Origin of the sequence: Scrofimicrobium canadense (assembly GCF_009696615.1) — a bacterium.
GTDB classification, from domain to species: domain Bacteria; phylum Actinomycetota; class Actinomycetes; order Actinomycetales; family Actinomycetaceae; genus Scrofimicrobium; species Scrofimicrobium canadense.
Window position 1 is genome coordinate 17,427 of sequence record NZ_VULO01000013.1, and the last position, 20,271, is coordinate 37,697.

The 20,271-nt window shown below is 52.9% G+C and carries 14 protein-coding genes and 1 pseudogene; 9 read left to right on the top strand and 6 right to left on the bottom strand.

Translation table 11 applies throughout. The features are described 5' to 3' along the window. Nucleotides 1-103: 103 nt before the first annotated feature. Nucleotides 104-1,279, bottom strand: a complete 1,176-nt coding sequence (locus FYJ24_RS10535) for an ROK family transcriptional regulator (protein ID WP_206192659.1) — start codon at nucleotides 1,277-1,279, stop codon at nucleotides 104-106. Between the two features lie 369 nt (nucleotides 1,280-1,648). Here FYJ24_RS10535 and FYJ24_RS10540 point away from each other — a divergent pair, with 369 nt between their 5' ends. Then, nucleotides 1,649-7,564: a GH92 family glycosyl hydrolase gene (locus FYJ24_RS10540; RefSeq protein ID WP_154546201.1), complete on the top strand. Its 5,916-nt coding sequence runs from the start codon at nucleotides 1,649-1,651 to the stop codon at nucleotides 7,562-7,564. Between the two features lie 166 nt (nucleotides 7,565-7,730). Further along, nucleotides 7,731-7,943: pseudogene (locus tag FYJ24_RS13575) on the top strand (hypothetical protein); the annotation flags it as partial. Nucleotides 7,944-8,206: 263 nt separating this feature from the next. Here the strand turns inward: FYJ24_RS13575 and FYJ24_RS10545 are convergent. Further along, on the bottom strand, nucleotides 8,207-9,073 hold the full coding sequence (locus tag FYJ24_RS10545; RefSeq protein WP_154546203.1) for an IS30 family transposase: 867 nt from the start codon (nucleotides 9,071-9,073) through the stop codon (nucleotides 8,207-8,209). 115 nt (nucleotides 9,074-9,188) lie between these two features. Here FYJ24_RS10545 and FYJ24_RS10550 point away from each other — a divergent pair, with 115 nt between their 5' ends. Beyond that, complete coding sequence (locus tag FYJ24_RS10550; protein WP_154546205.1) at nucleotides 9,189-11,228, top strand: Swt1 family HEPN domain-containing protein; 2,040 nt, start codon at nucleotides 9,189-9,191, stop codon at nucleotides 11,226-11,228. Between the two features lie 169 nt (nucleotides 11,229-11,397). Here FYJ24_RS10550 and FYJ24_RS10555 read toward each other — a convergent pair whose 3' ends face one another. Both FYJ24_RS10555 and FYJ24_RS10560 read right to left on the bottom strand, forming a co-directional pair. Beyond that, the gene (locus FYJ24_RS10555; RefSeq protein ID WP_154546207.1) at nucleotides 11,398-12,039 is read right to left on the bottom strand and encodes a class I SAM-dependent methyltransferase; all 642 of its coding nucleotides are present in this window, start codon (nucleotides 12,037-12,039) and stop codon (nucleotides 11,398-11,400) included. A gap of 108 nt (nucleotides 12,040-12,147) precedes the next feature. Next, nucleotides 12,148-12,879 (bottom strand): NAD(P)/FAD-dependent oxidoreductase, encoded by a 732-nt coding sequence (locus tag FYJ24_RS10560; RefSeq protein WP_206192662.1) that lies wholly within the window; start codon nucleotides 12,877-12,879, stop codon nucleotides 12,148-12,150. 228 nt (nucleotides 12,880-13,107) lie between these two features. Here FYJ24_RS10560 and rarD point away from each other — a divergent pair, with 228 nt between their 5' ends. Then, entirely contained in the window at nucleotides 13,108-14,088 is a 981-nt protein-coding gene (gene rarD, locus FYJ24_RS10565; RefSeq protein WP_154546209.1) for an EamA family transporter RarD, read from the top strand. 39 nt (nucleotides 14,089-14,127) lie between these two features. Here rarD and thiD read toward each other — a convergent pair whose 3' ends face one another. After that, nucleotides 14,128-14,937: a bifunctional hydroxymethylpyrimidine kinase/phosphomethylpyrimidine kinase gene (thiD, locus tag FYJ24_RS10570; protein WP_154546211.1), complete on the bottom strand. Its 810-nt coding sequence runs from the start codon at nucleotides 14,935-14,937 to the stop codon at nucleotides 14,128-14,130. A gap of 206 nt (nucleotides 14,938-15,143) precedes the next feature. Here thiD and FYJ24_RS10575 point away from each other — a divergent pair, with 206 nt between their 5' ends. Further along, a complete protein-coding gene (locus tag FYJ24_RS10575) occupies nucleotides 15,144-16,574 on the top strand; it encodes an amino acid permease (RefSeq protein WP_225872127.1) in 1,431 nt (476 codons plus the stop codon). On the opposite strand, the gene FYJ24_RS10580 is transcribed toward FYJ24_RS10575, so the two are convergent. Further along, nucleotides 16,571-17,458 (bottom strand): inositol monophosphatase family protein, encoded by an 888-nt coding sequence (locus tag FYJ24_RS10580; RefSeq protein ID WP_206192664.1) that lies wholly within the window; start codon nucleotides 17,456-17,458, stop codon nucleotides 16,571-16,573. The two genes, FYJ24_RS10575 and FYJ24_RS10580, sit on opposite strands and share 4 nt — an antisense overlap. Before the next feature lie 206 nt (nucleotides 17,459-17,664). Between FYJ24_RS10580 and rpsP the strand changes: the two genes are divergently transcribed. The 4 genes from rpsP (at nucleotide 17,665) to trmD (ending at nucleotide 20,219) form a co-directional block, all read left to right on the top strand. Further along, a complete protein-coding gene (gene rpsP / locus FYJ24_RS10585) occupies nucleotides 17,665-18,129 on the top strand; it encodes a 30S ribosomal protein S16 (protein ID WP_318656667.1) in 465 nt (154 codons plus the stop codon). Between the two features lie 3 nt (nucleotides 18,130-18,132). After that, nucleotides 18,133-18,363: an RNA-binding protein gene (locus FYJ24_RS10590; RefSeq protein ID WP_154546217.1), complete on the top strand. Its 231-nt coding sequence runs from the start codon at nucleotides 18,133-18,135 to the stop codon at nucleotides 18,361-18,363. Between the two features lie 96 nt (nucleotides 18,364-18,459). After that, nucleotides 18,460-18,954 carry a ribosome maturation factor RimM gene (rimM, locus tag FYJ24_RS10595; protein WP_154546218.1) on the top strand — a complete coding sequence of 165 codons (495 nt, stop codon included), beginning with the start codon at nucleotides 18,460-18,462 and terminating at the stop codon, nucleotides 18,952-18,954. Further along, entirely contained in the window at nucleotides 18,951-20,219 is a 1,269-nt protein-coding gene (trmD, locus tag FYJ24_RS10600; RefSeq protein WP_318656660.1) for a tRNA (guanosine(37)-N1)-methyltransferase TrmD, read from the top strand. The genes rimM and trmD overlap by 4 nt, the downstream gene beginning before the upstream one ends. Nucleotides 20,220-20,271: the final 52 nt, after the last annotated feature.

Consider the following 20,271-nt stretch of genomic DNA (forward strand, 5'->3'; position numbering starts at 1 on the left):
TCACGAGAGACGATTAGTCAGAGCACAAGCTGGGTCGTGGAGGAAATGCGCAGGTAACCAGTCGCCGTTTGGACGCGGCAGATGCCAGAGACCATCTCATTAGTCAGGGCAGCAAACTCTGACGGGCAATGTGTATCGCACCGTAAATCTCTGAGCGCTGATGTAAAGCTGGGAGGGTAATCTGTACAGATTCTCCGTTAGGTACGATCGCTGTGTTCTGTACAACCTGGGTGACAGTGTCGGTAAAATCGTTGCCAATGGTTGGCATTCTTCCTCCCAAAATGACCATGTCAGGGTTGAGCAGGTTGCACATCATGGATACCGCCTTGCCGATTTCTCTTGCCGCCTCGTGTACTGCCCGCACGACGGAACGATTGTCTCGTCTGTATTCGTCGAATAGCATTTGAGGTGTGGGGTTGTCTCCCAGCACTAAATCCAGTGATGAGAGTACTGCAGGGATAGAAGCGACTGTTTCTAGGCAGCCGCGGCATCCACAGTGGCAGATTCGTCCATGAGGGTCTGTGGGAATATGGCCGATTTCTCCCGCCGTTCCGCGACCACCCATGTATACGTGTCCTTGTGTCAAAATGCCAGCCCCAATGCCGGTAGACACCTTGAGATAAATGACGTTCTCAATGCCCTGCGCCACGCCATAGTTAGCTTCACCAATCAGACCCAAGGTGGCGTCATTGAGAACATGGAGCGGGACAGGAAACTCCCTGTGAACCATTTCTAAATAGTCCACTCCAGCCCACTCAGGCAGCACGCTTTTTGCGGTAACGATACGTGAGGAGGTATCAATGGGTCCAGGTAGCCCTAGCCCGATACCAAGAATACTTTCTATTGTGCCGGAGTTTGTGGTGAGGAGATCGTGGAGAAGACGATTACCGCGAGCTGCGATCGCGCCCGCCGTTTCTCCTAGAGCTACGGCTTCTTCACGGGTTTCTATCAGCTCCCCGTTCGCATTAGCTAACCCGGCACAAATGTGGCGGCGCCCCACGGTAATGCCCCCGAGAAACCCCGTAGGAACTCGCAGGCGGTAGAGCAGAGACGGGCGTCCGCGCACAGGTGAGTTTCCTTGAGTACCGGGAAGCTGCTCAATCAAGCGCAGCTTCTGAAGTTTCTTCAATGCGCCAGCGACTGTGGTGCGTGTGAGGCCAAGATGAAGCGCTAGAGCGTTGCAGCTGAAGGTGGCATCGGTTTTAAAAGCGTCGAGAACTCTTCGCTGACTGCGTGTGAGCGGAAGACTATCTAAGGATCTATTTTCGGGCGAGATCACATACACATTATAGTAAATTTTGATCAAAAATCTGACGTTATTGTGGTTGATTTTGCATAATCTATCGCCTAAAGTCAGACAGTAGTTGGGCGCACAGCGCTCAACGTGCAACGTAACAGTATTAACAGGCCTCAAAGGAGATGGTCTTACTGCGAACGACACCTATTGAATCGGATTTTGCGAGTGACTGGGACGGCGTCCCGTATCTGTCCGCTCCCAACAACATAAACAACGCTGCGACCTTCGACTATGTCAATCCCTAACCGACGAAACATTATTGATGGCACTCTCTCGGTGCAAGGCAATTCTCCCCGCGCGTAAGCCGGGGCTGCAGACAACAGAATCTGGCAACAAAAGAAGGAAAAGAGAATGAGAGAAACAGGGTACCGAAAACGATTCCCCAAAGCTGCAATCGGAACACTTGCTACGGCAGCTATTGCTATGTCAGGCATGGTTATGGGAGCTCCCGCCAGCTATGCTACGCCCTCGAACGAATGGTCAACATCCTTCGAAGAAGGTGAGCCTCAGATCGATGGAGGTCGGTATTCGGATCCTGAAAATATCACTGGCGAACGGGCTAGGCCCGGTTCTCTGCTAAGGAAAATCGTCTCTGTGGCCGCCTCGGGAGAAAATGCGCCCAACGAAACGAAAGAAATGCTGGCAGACGGTGATAAGAGCACAAAATGGTTGGTCTTTTCTGGAGCTGACCAATGGGTGAGCTACACACTTGATGAGCCGGCGTCCATCGCCAGTTATACTCTGACGTCAGGCGGTGATGCCCCGGAGCGCGATCCCAAGCATTTTCGCGTAGAAGCTTCCAATGATGGAACCAATTGGGAAACTATTGATGAACAGACCAACGCCAGTTGGAATGGTCGCGGAGCCACCAATGAATATGAGCTAGGTACGCCTTCGGCCGCGTTCCCGTATTGGCGAATATATGTTGTCAGCAATAGAGGCGCCTCCATTATTCAAATCGCAGATTGGGAGCTATTTACACCCTCTGACGACGAACCAGAGGCTTCAGATCTCGCGTTGGAGACCTCTGATGGCCCTACAGCTGCGCTCAATGCCAAAACAAGAGTGGGGTTCACCGGCCTTAAATCAGCGAAGTATTCTGCGCGACACTTAGCAGATGGACCCGCTAAATCTGAAGTATTTGTACACAAAGATGTCAACGTCACCCTTGATGGTGACTCGGAGCTGTCCTATAAGATCTTTCCCACGCTCGATGCGAACCTCGACAATGCCTCCACCTTCGTAGGGGTGGATCTACTCTTCAATGATGGCTCTCGTTTGTCTGAGTCTGGACTCAAGGACATATACGGATATGATGCCAACGCCAAGTCATGGGGTGGCAGTAATCTGTTGGTTCCTGCGGAATGGAACTCAGTGCGCGTGGACGTGAGTTCTTTGGCTGGTAAAACCGTGAAAGACGTTATCTTCGTCTATGACAATGACTCGGGCAGTAGCGACAGCCAGATCCAAGGGTGGCTTGACGATGTTTCAATTGCGCCAGCAGACCGCCTCGACAGGAGTAACCCTGACGGCCTAGTTTCCTTCGTCGATACGCGCAGAGGTACAAATGCTTCAGGTGGTTATTCGCGGGGACTCAATATCCCCGCTGTCAGCGTGCCCAATGGCTTCAATTTCGTGACGCCAATGACGCAGGGCAGCTCAACCGGGGAACTTTACAAGTACCACAAAGACAATAATGTCAATAATCGTCCTGCTTTAGTTGCTATCGGAGTGTCACATGAGACATCCATCTGGATGGGCGATCGCAATCAGTTGGCAGTCATGCCTTCACTGCAAAGCGATCCGTCGGCGTCTTTTAATGATCGGCGTCTGAGTTTCAGTCACGACAATGAGACCGCACGTCCGGACATTTACGAGGTCACATTCGACAACGGTCTCAATGCCAAGGTGACCCCAGATGACCATTCAGTCATTTATCATTTTGACTTCGGACAGGACTTTGGATCTGTCATTCTCGATCAGGTCGGTGGGCAAGCAAACGAAGCAAATCTCAACATCGATGCGGGTAGTGGTGCGGTGACAGGATGGGTTGACCACGGCTCCGGTCTGTCTGTGGGCCGCTCACGCATGTTCGTCTATGGCGTTTTCGATCAGCCAATTTCTTCAAGTGGAGCTGGGAACGGGCGGGAGAACTCGGTGTCTGCAAGCTTTACAGACCTACCAGAGAACACCGTTGAGCTGCGTTTGGCAACCTCGTTCATCTCCCAGGATCAAGCACAGCGAAATCTCGAGTTGGAGGTGGCACAAGCATCATTCGATCAAGTCAAGGCCCAGGCAACCAAAGCGTGGAATAAGCGACTCGGGGTCGTAACTGTTAACTCTGATGCGTCCGATCATGAGCTGGTAACTCTCTACTCGAACCTCTACCGCCTCAACATGTACCCCAACTCTCAACACGAAAACACCGGCTCTGCTGACAGTCCGGTCTGGATGCACGCCAGTCCTGTCGCAGCCAAGAACGGGCAGGCCTCTGATACGCAGACAAATGCTGCTGTTGTTGAAGGAAAAATATACGTCAACAATGGATTCTGGGATACCTACCGGACTGCCTGGCCCTTGTACTCGCTGCTGTATCCTGAGATCGCCAACGAACTCATAGATGGGTTTGTGCAGCAATATCGCGAAGGTGGATGGATATCGCGGTGGTCTTCTCCAGGATATGCCAACCTGATGACTGGCACCAGCTCTGATGTCTCTTTTGCGGAAGCCTATATTACTGGTGCATTGGATCCTGAACTGGCTTTAGAGGCCTACCAGGCAGCGCTGCGTAATGCCACCGTGTTACCGGTTAAGTCTGAGAACGTGAGTGACGCGGGTGCGGTGGGACGCAAGGGGATAGACACCGGAATCTTCTTGGGATATACCAGCTCCGCTACAGGACAGAGTGTCTCATGGGGCATGGAAGGCTTCATCAACGATTTTGGCCTTGGACATATGGCAGAGAAGCTGTCGACTGATCCGGCCATAATTGCGGCACATCCTGAAATGGTGGGCCAGCTCAAAGAGGAGGCAGCGTACTTCCAGGATCGTGCAACCAATTACGTCAACATGTTTAATCCGGAGGTTGTGTTACCCAATCCTCATGGCGAAGATCTTCATGGAGCATTCGCATCGCGAAATGCCTCTGGTTCATTCGAGCAGGGTGAAGACTTCGACATCAAGGATTGGGGAGGAGCCTATACGGAAGGTAGTGGCTGGACCTTCGCTTACCACGCGTTCTTCGACGTGGATGGGATGGCGGCCTTGTATTCAAAGGCTAACGGCTACGACGAAACGTCCAATGAAGCAATCTTGTCTACATTGGATGCATTCTTTGGCCAGCCGGATTGGCATTCGACCAACAACTCTTCAGGTATTCACGAGGCGCGAGAGGCACGCGATGTGCGCATGGGGATGCTAGGCATTTCCAACCAGATTGCCTATCACATTCCTTATATCTATGCTGCTGCCGGTCGTCCCAGTTCAACGCAAGAGATCGTGCGTGAAGTGCTGCAACGCATATTTCAGGGAGCCGATATAGGTCAGGGATACATTGGCGACGAGGACAACGGAGCATACAGTTCGTGGTACGTTTTTTCAGCTCTCGGATTTTATCCACGTCAGGTCGGTTCGGGCGAATATACTATCGGATCGCCATTATTTGACTCCGTGACGTTGTGGAAGGGAAGTGAACGTGAACTGACCCTCAATGCTCCAGGAACTCACGCGGGTAATATCTATGTTGCTGGAGTCAACGCCAATGGAACCGAACTCAGAGATGCTGTTCTTCCAGGAGAACTGGTTCGCAGTGGTGGCTCTATTGATTTTGCGATGTCTGCGACACCAACGTCTTGGGGTGAACGCGTGATTAGTGCGGAAGTTCCCCAGCCGATGAAAGACGTTTCCGGCGCAGGTCTGGGAACACTCACTTCTGAGGATGCTACGTCAGTCGCAGCATTAGTAGACAATACCTCGCGTTCTACAGTGACCTTTAATTCCTCTGAAGCAACCCTAGTGTGGAAATCGGCAGTTGGTCCCGTGGCTCTAAAGGGCTACACCATTACCAGTGGCACGGGAAACAGCCCTTCGTCATGGACACTAGAGGGCTCGAATGACAACGGCCTTACCTGGACGCAAATTGACTCACGGTCGAATCAGTCATTCACCTGGCAAACTCAAACCCGGCCTTTCATGCTGGCAGATACGGAGTCCGAATCTCACGCGTGGTACCGATTGGTGCTTTCATCTGTGGCAGAAGACTTCTCTTTAGCAGAGATAGAGCTCTTTGGCGCAGCAGCGGCCGGTGATTTGACGGTCAGTCCAGCGTCGACAATTAGTGTTCGCACTGACCAAGAGATTTCAGATGCTCTTGCGAACATTTCGGGCGGAAGTGGCGACTTTTCTGTCGAACTTACCTCACCAGGGATCAGCGAACTACCCGGTGCTGCTGTCAATCCAAACGGAGTAGGCGGATGGCACGTCACTGCACCTGGCCTCCGATTCGCTGAGCCCGGTGTCTATGACATCATCATCACTGTGACAGACAATGACGGTGGCGTAGTTGCTAGCGAGAAGGTCCGGATCGAAGTTCAGCGAGTGAACTCCTTTGAAGGAAGCTTCACACACACCTGTATCACTGACATAGGTGCAGGGCAGGCGAACTGCGACGGACAAGGGTGGCAGTTTGGACGTGAAGACCTGGTGAATGCCGGTTATCGTGCTGGCGAAACTGTCCTCATCAACGGACTTCACTTCGCTTTGCCAGCTCCGGAACCCGGAACGCCGGATCACGTGACAGATGAGGGGCAGGACGTCTACTTGGATATTCCAGAAGGCGCCACTCAACTAGCGTTGCTTGGAACAGCTACCGAGTCCAAACAAAGCGGATCGGTAACAGTGGTCTATTCCGATGGAACGCAGCAACAATACGATGTGGAATTCGCCGACTGGGTCGGAGGAGCACAGCAAGAGGGTGCGTTATTCCAGGTGCCTGGCCGTTACAATGGCACCTCAGAGTCGCATGACGGCAAGAAATCTGCCATGTACATGTCGGCGGTACTCCCATTACTAGGTGAGAATGCGGAGGGTGAAACAATTCATCCAGTCAAAATAGTGATGCCGAAGTCGGAGAATGGAGAATATATACGAGGTCGCATGCATATATTCGCTTACGGTACGGACGTAGAACCCGTCTTAATCAAACCGCTTGACGTGGTTGGTGCAGACTCTGCCGAAGCGGTTGCCGGCGAAGAATCGGAATTCGTTTTAGCTAATGCCAGCGGCGGCTCACTTGACCAGGGCAGAGGTATCGCCTTGGTCAATTGGGGTGATGGAAGCGCACTGTCTTCGGCACAGTTAGTGGCAGAGGATGGAGTGACGGAAGTCCAAGCTACGCACCGGTATGCCGAAGCAGGCGAATACGAGGTAGCTGTTGTTGTTGATGACGGACGCATGTCGAAGACGGTATATGTTCCGGTAACAGTGAAGAACGCAAGTGGTCCGGTCTACAGTCCGGCGATCGAAGTCCCGGCTTCAATATTGGCCGGTGAGACCTTTGCTGTCATCGGTGTTGGATTTGCTCCAGGTGAGAACGTCACAGTTTCTTTGGGAGGTGGAGAACAGCTGGCGCAAACACAAGGAATCGCTGACTCTAATGGGAATCTGCCAGCTGTGAATCTCACTGTTCCAACGGATACCAGCGAAGGAACATATCCAGTTGAGGCTATTGGAAACGTGTCCCAAATTGTGGCTCAGGGCCAAATCGCAGTAACTGTGCCAGTGAGCTACACTCCGACCATTTCAGTGCCAGCAGTCGTCGCAGCCGGTGATGCCCTTGCAGTGGATGGCTCTGGGTTTGCTTCTGGTGAGAGTGTCACCGTGAGTATGGTGAAATCTCAGTCGCGTACCGGCGGTGAAGAAATCGTCACTGTTACAGCGAACGCTGATGCGAATGGCGCATTTAGCAGTGTCATGCTTGACGTTCCGCAGACTCTCGAAGCTGGCGACTACACAGTGATTGCGGTAGGTGCGCAGTCGCAGATCCCTGTACTGGCAGATGTCAGCGTGACCGTTCCCGGTGGCCCCGTAGATCCCGATGACCCAGATAATCCGGGCAGTGGAGGAAATGCGCCAGATCCTGGTGAGACGAACAAACCTGGCGGCGAATTGTCTAGCACGGGTGCCACAATTGGAATAGTTGTCGGACTCTCAGTGTTGGCGGCACTCGCGGGCGTAGCGGCTCTACGGAGTCGAAAAAGGTTGAACTAGCAGGACAAAGGCTGGGGGCACACGCGTGCCCCCAGCTTCACTTAGCTCATGTTTCTTGTCTGTAACCAACGAAGGAGTCGATTGCGCAACTGCGAAGAAGATCTAGGTTCCACTACGGCATAGGAGGAGCAGCTGGCACAGTCGTCGCGTTAGTGCATGCATGTGCATGTGTACTCCAGCCACAGCAGAAGGCACCGATTTCGTCGAGGAAGGCGCATCCTATGTTGATCCGTTCATTGGAACGTCCCGCAGTACGACGACTACGGTAGTATCTGAAATTAACAACTTTCCTGGCCCATCAGCCACGTTCGGTTTGGTCCAGTTTTCTCCAGACCCCCGCGGGTCATATGCCGGATACTCGTATGATTCTCATGAGATGACGGGTTTCAGCCCCCCAATTTCATTTCGAAGTGCAATGGGGTACACCCGTATTCAATGTGGAAGTGCAACGAGGTGGCTTGTTGATTGTAGCTCTTGGTGGAAGGCTTCGTTTGGGGTGTGCCAGTCGAGGCATTTTCTGGGTTGGTTGTTGATTTCGGTGATGATTTCTTGGAGGTTGGTGTCGGTGATTTCGTCGAAGTGACTTCGTTTGGGTAGGTAGCGGCGGATACGACCGTTGAAATGCTCGTTTGGTCCGCGTTGCTAGGATGAGTATGGGTCAGCGAAGAATGTTTTGATGCCTTCGGGATGTAGTCCGGCGTGGTCAGTGAACTCTGAACCGTTATCCGTTGTCACGGTCTTTCTGGCATACTCTGGCAGGGCTGTGAAGAGACTTAGCTGGGCAGCCAGGGTCTCTTTAGCGCCGTATCTGGAGAGTAGAACAGCGGACAGGTAACGGGTCTTTCGTTCCACTTCGGTGTGGATTGCGCCGCTATGCCCACCTCCGATCACAGAATCCCCTTCCCAGTGGCCGAACTCGAGGCGGTCTTCTACCTCTCCTGCGCGTTCGTGGATACTGGTCCTGTCAGGAATCCGTGTTTTGCTGTGGACCTTTCTGCCACCACGTTTACGTCTCCTTTTGTGTCCTTTTGGTAGGTATTGGGCGAGTTCACGCCACTTCTGAGGTGTGGAGCACACCCACTGGTAGATGCTTTCTGCACAGATCCGCATCCGCCTATCGAGGGGATAGTCAATCAGGAGACGACCAGCGATCATCTCAGGAGTCCATCCTCGGCGTAAGTGTTGAACAACGTAGTCAACTAGGTCGTCCTGGCTCATTCGCCAGGGCATATGCGAGCGCCCTGATGCCGTTTCTGCTTTGCCCTGGGCGATACTGGCTCGGTACTGGAACCGCGTGTATGGGCCGCATTTCAGTGACGCTGGCCGGTAAGGAACATACGCCTGGGACGTGGAAGATGGTCGCCACCCATTACGCCTCACTTCCCGACAGATCGTTGACGGTGCTCGTCCCAAACTAGCCGCCACCTGACGTATAGATATCCCCTGATCAACCAACTTTTCTATGTGGAAGCGTACATCAAGACATAAATGCCGATACCCTGTACTCACGGAAGTGCAACCCTTTCAAAGTGATGACTTAGACACCACCACCCTAAAAGACGTTGCACTTCCAACTAGAACACGGGGCATTACCAGCAACTGGGAAGAGCCGCTAAACTAGTAGATGTGGCATAGCCAAGCGCAACGTTCCAGCAAAGAAGCCGGTGAATACGAAGTGACTTACGCAGATTCGAAAAAGGAATTTGTTGATGGGTATCGTTCCGTGATGCGGTTTGACCTGCAGCCGGGTGAGACGATTCTTTCTATTACTGAAGGCTTTGTACGAGACTGGTTACGCTCTCGAAAAGAAGGCGTCGATAAAGACACCTTGGATCTGTGGGATGGACAGACTCACATTAGCCTGCCGGGCGGAACACATGTTGAACGCACGCTCTTTACGGATCCTAGAAGCAAGACAACGGCGGTCCGCTATGTCATGACTGACACGGGGATAGACGCCGACTATCGAGTGAGTATCTCGGCTGCCAATGACACATCAGCAAAGAATTCCCGTGCGCTGATGGTGATTTCTGTTGCGCGTAACGAAGGAACTCTAGAGTCAATTATTGACGCCACGCACCCCCCACGAATCGTGGCAAATATTCTCAATGACCGGCATGTCTTTGATGGGGCGGTTCGACTTCAAGGACAGCCGGTAGTGATTCGTGAATCAGACTTGTGGGAATTGCGTGATGCAATAGCCGATCAGGATCGCCAAGTGTCGCTCATAGTTGCATCCTCAGTTTCTACGCAAGCTGACGTGCGATGGCGGCAAGTTGTTGGGGCTCTCACTAGAACCTCTATAGGCACTGCGGCTGTGTATTCCGTCGATGCCGCAGCCGTGGGACTGCTCAACGATGAGCTCCCGCCTGCTCTGCGTGTGCAACCGGGGCACTTGCGGGTAATTGCTCCGCGTGTTGACATGGACAATCCGGATTCGCGGCGACACCCGTTGATAACACCAGATACCATCACAACTTTTCTTGGCCGTAGAGGAAGGCCAACGGAAGAAGCACTGGCCGAGGTTGCGCGGTCACCCCGCCGCCAGCTTCTGGAAACAGCACTCCCCGCAGAGGTTCGTCGAGTGTTGGAACTACTTGACCAGGAAGCACGAAAAGCAGAACTGGTTCGAAAAGTAGAGCAACAGGTGGAAGATTTTGATCTCAGCCGGGTGGAGCTGGAAGCAACGCCAACTAAGGGCCGACAAGAAAAACGCATCTTCCCTCGACGAGCTGACAGGCATCGGGAGATGCAAAGTGGTGGTGATTTTTGGCAGGTTTTTCGGGCTTCTTTGGGACGCTGGCTGGATAAACCAGCATCAGAAATCTCTGAAGCCAGCATCGAAGAAGACATAGTTCTTCTAGATCGCAGAATCATCCGTGACCGTAGCGCACTTGAAGTACAGGAAGAGTTCCTTTCTTCTGCCGAGGCTGAACGCAACTCTCTCAATGTCGAATTAGCGGTGCTACGGGAAGAAAAAGACTCTCTTGAAGCTTTGCTTGAATCAACACGCAAACAGTTGACGGATGCTCACACTGAGATTGAGTCTCTGCGCGAACAGCTCGAACACTATGGCGTTCGGCCCATCGAACCGGAGGCTCTTGACGAGGGAGACGATCAGGCAAAACAAGTACGACTACTGGCCGAAATCCTTGGCAATGGTATAGATGCGGTAGACGGAAGGGTCGAAGTTGGAAGGGCATTAGACCTGTTGGCTAGCCGCTTGGATTCCCTTATCCAAGCCACCCTTGCTAATAGGCTATGTGGGAACCACTGGGTCAAAGTGCTCGAACAACTTGATAGGGCGCGGGGACGAGCGCCGGGTATGTACAGTGCAGATGACCCATCGGCACAGCTGCGGATGCTCACAGAACGGTTAGGGGATTGGGGCTATCCCTTTGATACCGGAAAGACGCGAGAAGTCTCTGCCGTTGCACAACAACTACGCACGCTGCGTCATGGCTGGGCCCACTATGCCACATTCGATCAATGGGATGGATTGCGCGCTCATGATGCCGCGCACCGCTTGTTTGAGTTGTTGGGTGATCGGGAAGGCGCCGCGCAGGCTGAGGCAATGAGGGTAGAAGTAACGGTGCGTCTCGGGTTGGACATGTTGGATAGTGAACGCGACGCGGAAGAAACGGGTAACGAATCAGATCGATAACCGCTACTGCGGGAACATGAGTGATCTAACCGTGTGCTAGAAGGCCGCCTTGAAAAGTCTTTCTGCTATGGAGGAATGTTAAGTTCAGTCTTGGTACATGCCAGTGATTTATTTCGAAGCAAACTTGAGCCCCAGTAGTTTCATACATGAGAGCAGATTCCAGGAGTGTCTAGCGGCGCCTGCGCGCCAAAACGACTCCATCAATCAACGTGCTGACCTGGCCAGACGGAGAGGTCCCTTCACGTTCGCGTATTTCGCATGACACGACAGACCAGTCATTGGGATTTAGATTCAAAGCTGCAAGGTCAGCTTCTGGTGTGGGAAAGACGTGACCCTTCGCCATCTCGGGGTCAGACCACGAGGGGGCAGCTGCGTGGGAAGTGACCAGGATGTGTCCGCCACGGGTTACCGCGAATGGAGCTTTTCTCAAGATATCCTCGCGCGGCATGGACACCGGCCACGAGTGCAGGAAGGAACAGGTGACAAGATCAAATGATTCTACTGGTTCCCAGGTTGCCAGATCGGAGGCTTCAAGGTGAAGCCGAGCCTCCGTGATGCCCTGATTGGTTGCAGCTTGACGCGCTCGGCGCAAAGCCGTGGGGGAGAGGTCAATGCCAGTAACTTCCCAGCCTTTGCTGGCAAGCCACACTGCGTCGCCTCCCTCACCGCACCCTAAATCGAGGGCACTCCCAGGAACGAGTCGCGACACTACATCAGCTAGAACCTGGTTGACCCGACCCGACCACATGTGGTCCATTTCCGCATAGCGTGACTCCCAATATTGAGCGAGGCTCTGGGTAGTTTCAGTCATGATAAGTCCCCATTGCTCGAGAGAAATCCTCATTTACTAGTACCCCGTTCACCGCACTCCCGGTGAAGGCTCCTGCCCCGACAGACATAGGAACGTTGGCGAAAGGGGTCACCAATTGCCAATAGCCCATATCCTGGGGTGCCTTGTTTTGCCGGTTGGGTCGACTTCCAAGACGGACCCAGATGAAAAAGGAAGTTCCGTCCGTGAAAGAGCTAGGTCATCCAGGAACTCATTGCGAGGGATCGTTTGGGGCGCGAGCAATATGGCGTCAAGGTCGATTTCTTGCCCTGTGGATGTTCGGACGAAATCGATGGTGTTACCTTGTCCTACGACGTGTGTCACTTTCGCGGATACGAGGCGAATGCCGCGTGAACGTAGCTTCTTTTCTTCGTCGGGATCAAGTGGCCCAAGATTCGCAGTAAAAACGGTGACCTGGTCGCTCCATTGCCGCGCGAGCTGAGCGTGGTGAAGGGAGGCTGGTGAGGTTGCGAGAACACCAATGTGCTGGTCTTTGACTTCCCACCCGTGACAGTAGGGGCAGTGGAAAACTGCCGAGCCCCATCGTTCCTGCAAACCAGGAATTGCTGGGAGTGCGTCATCTACTCCTGTTGCCACTATGAGGGCTCGCGCAATATACGTTGATCCGTCGGCAAGAATTACCTTCACACCACCGTCACAGTCACTGACAGACTCTACGGTCGGGTTGATAACGCGGCCTCCGTAGAGACGAATTTCTTCTCTTCCTGTGCGTAGTAGTTCTCCCGGTGGGGTTCCTTCGTTGCCAAGGACGCCATGCATATGCGAGGCGTAGCGATTTCTCGGTTCCCCTGAGTCAATCACAAGGACTTTTCTTCTGGCGCGGGCCTAGTAGCAGGGCGGCTGATAGGCCGGCAGCTCCGCCGCCAGCAACAATAACGTCCCAATCGTTGGGGAGTGACTCGATCTTCATGAGAACCATTGTCAGGGACCTTGGTCTCATCAGCAAGAGCTCTTGCTATTTTGGCAAACCGGTAGTGGTGTGTATTCCTCATTTGTTGAAAACACTGTTGGTGACGTACTCTCAAGGCGATGTCGGATAACGTAACAGCAGGAGAAACATCCCAACAAAGTCGCGGTGGATTAGCCGCAGGTCTCGGAGCCTATCTTCTGTGGGGATTCTTGCCACTGTACTTCTTGGTGCTTGCTCCTTCAGGGGCACTGGAGATTGTGGCGCATCGAATAATCTGGAGTCTGGTGTTCTGCCTGATTCTCGTGACAGTAACCCGGTCGTTTTCTCAGGTCTGGAAGATATTGCGCAACGGGAGACTTCTAGGTCTTTTCGTTGTCGCCGCGATACTCATAGCAGTTAACTGGGGAACCTATGTCTGGGCGATAGAGACCCACCATACGGCTGATGCGGCACTCGGCTACTTCATTAACCCCATCGTCACATCACTACTGGCGGTGGTGGTGCTCCGTGAACGACTACTACCCGCTCAGATAGTTGCCCTGTCACTCACGGTCGTGGCTGTCATCGTGATTGCTGTTGGCTACGGACGCCTGCCGTGGATTTCACTAGTTTTAGCTTTTTCCTTCGGAATATATGGATTGGTGAAAAATCGCGTCGGCTCGCACGCTCCTGCGATTGCGGGACTCACCATGGAGACTCTTATCCTTACCCCACTCGCCGCGTGCTATTTGGGCTTTCTTGCATTTCAGGGAGCAGCAACATGGGGGGCAGCAGGGGAGTACGTCAATGCTGGATGGTTGATAGTGTTACTCACTCTGTCCGGGCCAATCACCGCGGTCCCGTTGCTTCTTTTCGCCGCAGCGGCGCGCAGACTGCCATTAGCGACATTGGGCTCCTTGCAATACTTGGCCCCTATTATGCAGCTGACTATTGCCGTGGTGGTGATGAAAGAACCGATGCCAACTAGCCGCTGGGTAGGTTTCATTCTGGTGTGGATAGGGCTCATAGTATTGAGTTCAGATGCCATTATGCGCGCTCGCCGAAAAAATAGAGAACAAGCCGGTCTGGCAAACCCGTCAGTGCGAGCCGAGAAGTCGTAAAGCGTCGCGACAATCACGACTCGCACCCACAAATGGACGTTAGCCTTCCGAGGGAACTCCACCATTCATCCATACAGACGAAAAAGGCGCATGCGACGAAACAGCATTTCTCACTGCATTGGTGACAACCTGCTTTGCCACGGCAGCGGCATCGTGAATGTCTGTTCCTTTAGCAAGCTCAGCGGTAACAGCCGCAGCGAATGTGCAACCGGCCCCGCTGACTCTTTCTTCACCAATTTTGGGCTCGCTGAGAACCATCATGGTCTCGCCGTCGTAGAGAACGTCGATGGCGTCGGGACCGGGGAAGTCCATGCCTCCCTTGACAATGACGTAGCGAGGACCCAGGGCGTGGATCCTACGTGCGGCCTCCTCCAGATCCTCAATAGTATTTAGCTCGTCCATATTCGCTAGGGTGCGTGCCTCAAAATTGTTGGGAGTGATGACCGTGGAGAGGGGAAGAATCTTCTCGCGCAATGCGGTATCGGTATCTAATGCGACACCGGGCTCTTGGCCTTTACAGATGAGTACTGGGTCGAGTACAACGTGTCTCCACGCTTGCTTGGTCAATGCCGTGGCAACAGTATCAATTGTCGCGGGTGTTCCCAGCATCCCAATTTTTACGACATCAAGGTCATGACAGGCCGTAGCAGCCTCAATCTGATCTGCGATTACTTGTGGATCAATGGGAACAAAACGGTGAGCCCAATTGTTGTTGGGATCAAAAGACACGATGCATGTGATGGCACCGATTCCATACGTCCCTAGACGCTCAAAAGTCTTAAGGTCGACCTGGATGCCTGCGCCTCCAGTTGCCTCTGATCCTGCGATTACATATGCCATATGAGTCATTCAGTAATAGTATGACGGCTTTCGTAGTATGCCTAGTGCGTCCTAGTCGATGGAACGAGTAAAAATGACGATGTTCTAAAAAGCCTGTTGAAAGAGAGTTGAACCTCAAGGCAAGTAGTTAAGGATCGTTGATCTGGACTAATCTAGAATCTCTAAGCTATCACCGCACCAGAAGTGGAATAGAACGGAAAAATTTCATGCCCCACATGCAGAGCGCCGGCGCGACCATTGCACCAGAAGGCGACGGAAAACTCAGACGCGACCTGAAAAACCGGCACATTCAAATGATTGCTCTGGGGGGAGCGATCGGAACAGGTCTTTTCTACGGATCAGCGTCTTCAATCCAGCTAGCTGGCCCATCGGTACTTGTTACCTACCTCTTCGGAGGTTTGGTGATTTTTTTGGTGATGCGAGCTGTGGGGGAGATGTCTGTTCATACACCTGTTGCGGGGGCATTTAGCCACTATGCCTATCAGAACTGGTCCCCGCGCGCCGGGTTCATCTCCGGATGGAACTACTGGTTCAACTATGTGTTAGTTGCCATGTCAGAGCTGTCAGTGGTTGGAATCTACATCAACTATTGGTTTCCAGCGGTTCCCACGTGGCTTACTGCAGCCTTCTGCATCTTTTTTATTACGGTAATTAACCTGGTCAGCGTCAAAGCCTTTGGTGAATTTGAACTTTGGTTTGCTTTAGTCAAAGTTGCGGCAATCATAGGGATGATTGTTTTGGGTGTTTTTGTGGTCATCAAGGGCACAACCTCTAATCCCGATCTCCCGCCACCCAGCTTCACGAATCTGTGGGAGTTCGGGGGATTCTTCCCCAATGGGATCAGTGGAGCGTTCATGGCTCTGGTCGTCGTAATGTTTTCTTTCGGTGGGATCGAACTCATTGCGATCACAGCGGGAGAAGCCCAAAATCCTGCACGCACGATCCCTAAAGCAATCAACCAGGTGATCTACCGCATTCTCCTCTTCTATATCGGGTCGTTAGCAGTCATTATGGCGGTCATTCCATGGACAAAGATTGACGGAGAACTCAGTCCATTTGTACAGATATTCGACAGTGCAGGCATTTCTGTTGCCGCTCACATTCTCAATTTTGTTGTGTTAGCCGCAGCCCTATCCGTGTATAACTCTGGCCTCTACTCGAACGGCCGAATGTTGTATTCCCTTGCTGGGCAGGGCAATGCGCCCAAGGCCTTCACAAAGGTTTCGTCACGAGGAACGCCGTATGTTGGGGTATTGGCATCTTCGGCAGTGACAGTTATTGCGGTCATCGTGGTCATGATTTGGCATGACTTTGCATTCAACTACATGCTTTCTATTGCTCTTATTGCAGGCATCATCAACTGGATGATGATCATGATTACGCAGTGGAAGTTTCGACGCAGGATTGGGCCTGACGAAGTCAAGAAACTCACGTTCCGTTTGCCAGGCGGCACTTTCAGTACCGTATTCGTGATGGTGTTCCTTGCGATTGTCGTAGTACAGATGGCACTCTCACCCAACTACCGCATGGCTGTCATTATTGGTCCACTATGGCTCATCCTTTTGGCAGTCTCGTATGAGGTCAAACGCAAAAGGAACGAAAAATCAGAGAGAGTTGTTTCGCAGTCTGCAGAATCGGAGTCTTAGGATTCCGCGTCAATTTCTTGCAAAACCCGTAGGGCGACAGTGGGTTCTAACTGCTCTACATAAGCCAGCACGGCAGGGCGCAGGCCATCTGCGTGCGAAGTTCCCAATGCCACATTGACTGTATGTCCGCCTGCTACTTGGACAAGGTGAATGCCAGCGGCAACATCCCAAGGTGCAAAGCTGACTCCCAGCACGCACGAGAGTCGACCAGCGGCGACATGTGCAAGGTCAACCGCACCCGCCCCTAGTCGCCGAATTGCCATATATGCGTCGGATAGCTCTATGAAACGCCTGGAAGCTGCGTCCTTGTCACCTAGAAAAGCGCGGGGCCCCGGATAGTAGGTGGAAATTGCTGCCTGAGATTCAAAAGCGGGCCCACTGGACCGCAGCGGACTGCGCCTACCCTCCGCATCGATGAGCCACGCCTCCTCCAGATTTGCAGCAAAAATTTCGGAGGTCATGGGTGTAGAGATCACTCCGGCAACTACCTGGCCATCTAGCTCTACGCCTATGGAAGTGCCAAAATAGTGGCTTCCCGAGGCGAAGTTCGCGGTTCCATCGATAGGATCAACGATCCACCGCACCCGATTAGCCAGGTAAGTGGCCCCTTCACCAAGTGGCTCAGAACCAGACGAACCCGGCAAAATCTCTTCACCCATTTCTTCTCCGAGAAATCGCGACCCAGGAACTGTAGCGCCTAAGAAATCTTTGAGGAGGTTTTCTACAGCACGATCGTGAACCGTTACCGGGTCGTGGAGGTCTCGTTTTGTGTTGAATTCACTCACGGTGCCTGCGGCTGCCCGTAGATAGGGAACTACACTTTGAGCCGCCTCGACAGCGAAATTTGCCAATTCATCTGCTAAAAATGCTTTAGTTGTAACCACAGTCCTATTGTAGGGGGACATAACTGAGTGAGAAATAACAGCTTCTCTCTTTGGATGATTGGGCTCAACGTGGCACAATAAGTTCTTGTACTCAAACTATGCGGACCCTCTCGCTGCATAAGTTTGCGTTCCGGGAACAATCTGCTGATGAAACCCACCATGAGCCGGTCAAGTACCAACACAAGTTAGCTAGGAGTTCCACAACAGTGGCAGTAAGAATTCGTTTGAAGCGCATGGGAAAAATCCATGCCCCCTTCTACCGTGTCGTTGTCGTCGATTCACGCAAGAAGCGTGATGGTCGTGTGATCGAAGAGATCGGTACCTACGACCCGATGCCCAATCCCTCAAAGATTCATATTGAGTCAGATCGTGCACTGTACTGGTTGGGTGTTGGCGCACAGCCCTCTGATACGGTGCGTAAGTTACTGGTCCTCACCGGAGATATTGCACGTTTCAACGGCAAAGAAGACGCCGTGAGCCGTGTAGAGATTTCTGAGGTTGACCGTGCGGCTGCCGCCAAGGAAGCTATCGAAGCTGCCGAGGCGACTGCTGAAAAGAGCAAAGCTAAGTTTGCTGAAGAAAAAGCAAAGACTGAAGCTGCTGAAAAGGCTGAGGCTGCAACCGATGAGGCTGCTGAGTCTGATGCTGCAGCAGAGGAAGCTGGAGAGTGACCCATGCTGGCTGATGCCCTAGAACACCTGGTGGGCGGGATCGTTGATCATCCGGATGATGTTCGTGTCACGCAGCGTAAGCAGCGTCGCGGCCAATTGTTGGAGATTCACGTTAATCCCGAGGACCTAGGCCGAGTGATTGGCCGTAACGGCCGCACCGCGCGGGCATTACGGACCGTCATTTCTGCTATCGCATCGCGCGGCTATGTCCGCGTCGACGTTGTCGATAGCTAAAAGCCGCGTATAGATGCGCTGAGCGGACTCCAGATTTCTTCTGGGGTCCGCTTTGCTATGTCTAGCGTTCTTAGGGAAGAAGGTAATCTGATAGTCATGGAAAATATGGTGATTGCGGCGCGCGTTGGAGCTCCCAAGGGACTCAAAGGAGAAGTATCTCTTCATATACGCACCGATCGTGTCGATGAAGTTTTCGCTGTGGGCGCGCAAGTGCACTCAACCTGCGCAGATTTTCCGGTTCTTACCGTGGAACGCCTCACCTGGGGGAAGGATAAGGCCTTGGTCTTTTTTGAGGAGGTTCGCACCCGGAATGATTCAGAAACACTGCGAGGCGCGGACATTATTGTTCCAGCCGAAGTTGAAGATGACGCGTGGTATTCGCACCAGCTGGAAGGCCTGGCGGCGATTTCCTCAAGTGGTGAGCGGTTGGGGACAGTGAAGAAACTAGATTTTGGCTCTGCGCAGGATCGTCTGATTGTCGATACTGAATCGGGCGAGGTAATGGTGCCCTTTGTGGAAGAAATCGTCCCGGAGGTCGACCTCGGCAATGGAACAATAACTGTCGATCCGCCAGAAGGGCTATTTGAGTGACACTGTGCTTTGATGTCATCAGTATTTTCCCCCAGTACTTCCAGCCACTTGACCTGTCATTGCTTGGCAAAGCGCAAGAATCTGGGCGGGTACAGATCAACGTCCATGATTTGAGGAACTGGGCTGAAGGGACTCACCGCAGCGTCGATGATTCGCCGGCAGGTGGCGGAGCTGGCATGGTGATGCGTGCTGATGTGTGGGGGCGAGCCATTGATACCGTTCGCAAGCCCGGGAGGTCTGTCCTAGCTATCCCTACCCCCAGTGGCCAGCTGCTCAACCAGCGCCTGGTGGAACGCCTCGCCCAGAGTGAACAGGTCGTTGTCGCATGTGGCCGATATGAAGGAATCGACGCCAGAGTTGCAGAATACTATGACAATGTCGTGGAGTTTTCGTTGGGTGACTATGTGCTCAACGGTGGGGAAGTAGCAGCATTGGCACTCATTGAGGCGACAGCTCGTCTTCAAGAGGGTTTCATGGGAAATGCGCAATCGCTGATGGAAGAATCCCATTCAGAAGAAGGCTTGTTAGAGTATCCCGCTTACACAGCCCCCCAACAGTGGCGCGGCCACGAGATTCCCGCGGTGCTCAAATCTGGAGATCACAAAGCGATTGCCAGGTGGCGCAGAGACCAATCATTGCGGCGCACTGCGCGGCGCCGTCCCGATCTCCTTGCGTCGCTGCAAGGACTTGACTCTCGCGACCGACAAATTCTTGCGGAAGAGGGGTGGCTACTGGTTCCGCAACTGGCCCCTGTTGTCATTGAAGAAGCGTCGGTTAGTGACATTCCTGACCTGGCGGAACTAGCCGCACGTACCTTTCCAGATGCGTGTCCTCCGGGAATCCCAGATAAAGAAAACAATCGTTTCTTAGAAGAAAACCTCAGTGAGGACGCATTCACTCGGTACTTAGAGCACCCCGATGAGTGGAGAGTATTAGTGGCTCGTGTCCCTCACGGGATTGTCGCTTATACACTTACTGGAATGAACGCCCCGGAAGAATTTCACAGGCCGGGGGCAGCCTATCTCTCGAAATGCTACACCGACAGAGAGTACCGTGGATCAGGAGTCACCAGCGCCTTGGTGGAAAAGACGGTCCAGCTATGCCAGGCGGATGCGATTGTCCTTGCCACAAACATTGGCAATAAGCGCGCCGCTAAATTCTACCGACGGATGGGATTTCGCAAAGCGGGGCGCCGAAAGTTTTTCATCGGCAATTATGAAAACACCGATGATACTTTCGTGCGCGATCTCACGCACAAAAGTTAGGTCGAATGGCGCAGGTATGGCAAACTAAAACTCTGGAAACCAGGTGTATCCT

Excerpts from the sequence above, each read along its gene's own strand:
- FYJ24_RS10540 (WP_154546201.1), top strand. The coding sequence starts at position 1,649 with ATGAGAGAAACAGGGTACCGAAAACGATTCCCCAAAGCTGCAATCGGA.
- FYJ24_RS10550 (WP_154546205.1), top strand. The coding sequence starts at position 9,189 with ATGTGGCATAGCCAAGCGCAACGTTCCAGCAAAGAAGCCGGTGAATAC.
- FYJ24_RS10555 (WP_154546207.1), bottom strand. The coding sequence starts at position 12,039 with ATGACTGAAACTACCCAGAGCCTCGCTCAATATTGGGAGTCACGCTAT.
- rarD (WP_154546209.1), top strand. The coding sequence starts at position 13,108 with ATGTCGGATAACGTAACAGCAGGAGAAACATCCCAACAAAGTCGCGGT.
- thiD (WP_154546211.1), bottom strand. The coding sequence starts at position 14,937 with ATGACTCATATGGCATATGTAATCGCAGGATCAGAGGCAACTGGAGGC.
- FYJ24_RS10575 (WP_225872127.1), top strand. The coding sequence starts at position 15,144 with ATGCAGAGCGCCGGCGCGACCATTGCACCAGAAGGCGACGGAAAACTC.
- FYJ24_RS10590 (WP_154546217.1), top strand. The coding sequence starts at position 18,133 with ATGCTGGCTGATGCCCTAGAACACCTGGTGGGCGGGATCGTTGATCAT.
- rimM (WP_154546218.1), top strand. The coding sequence starts at position 18,460 with ATGGAAAATATGGTGATTGCGGCGCGCGTTGGAGCTCCCAAGGGACTC.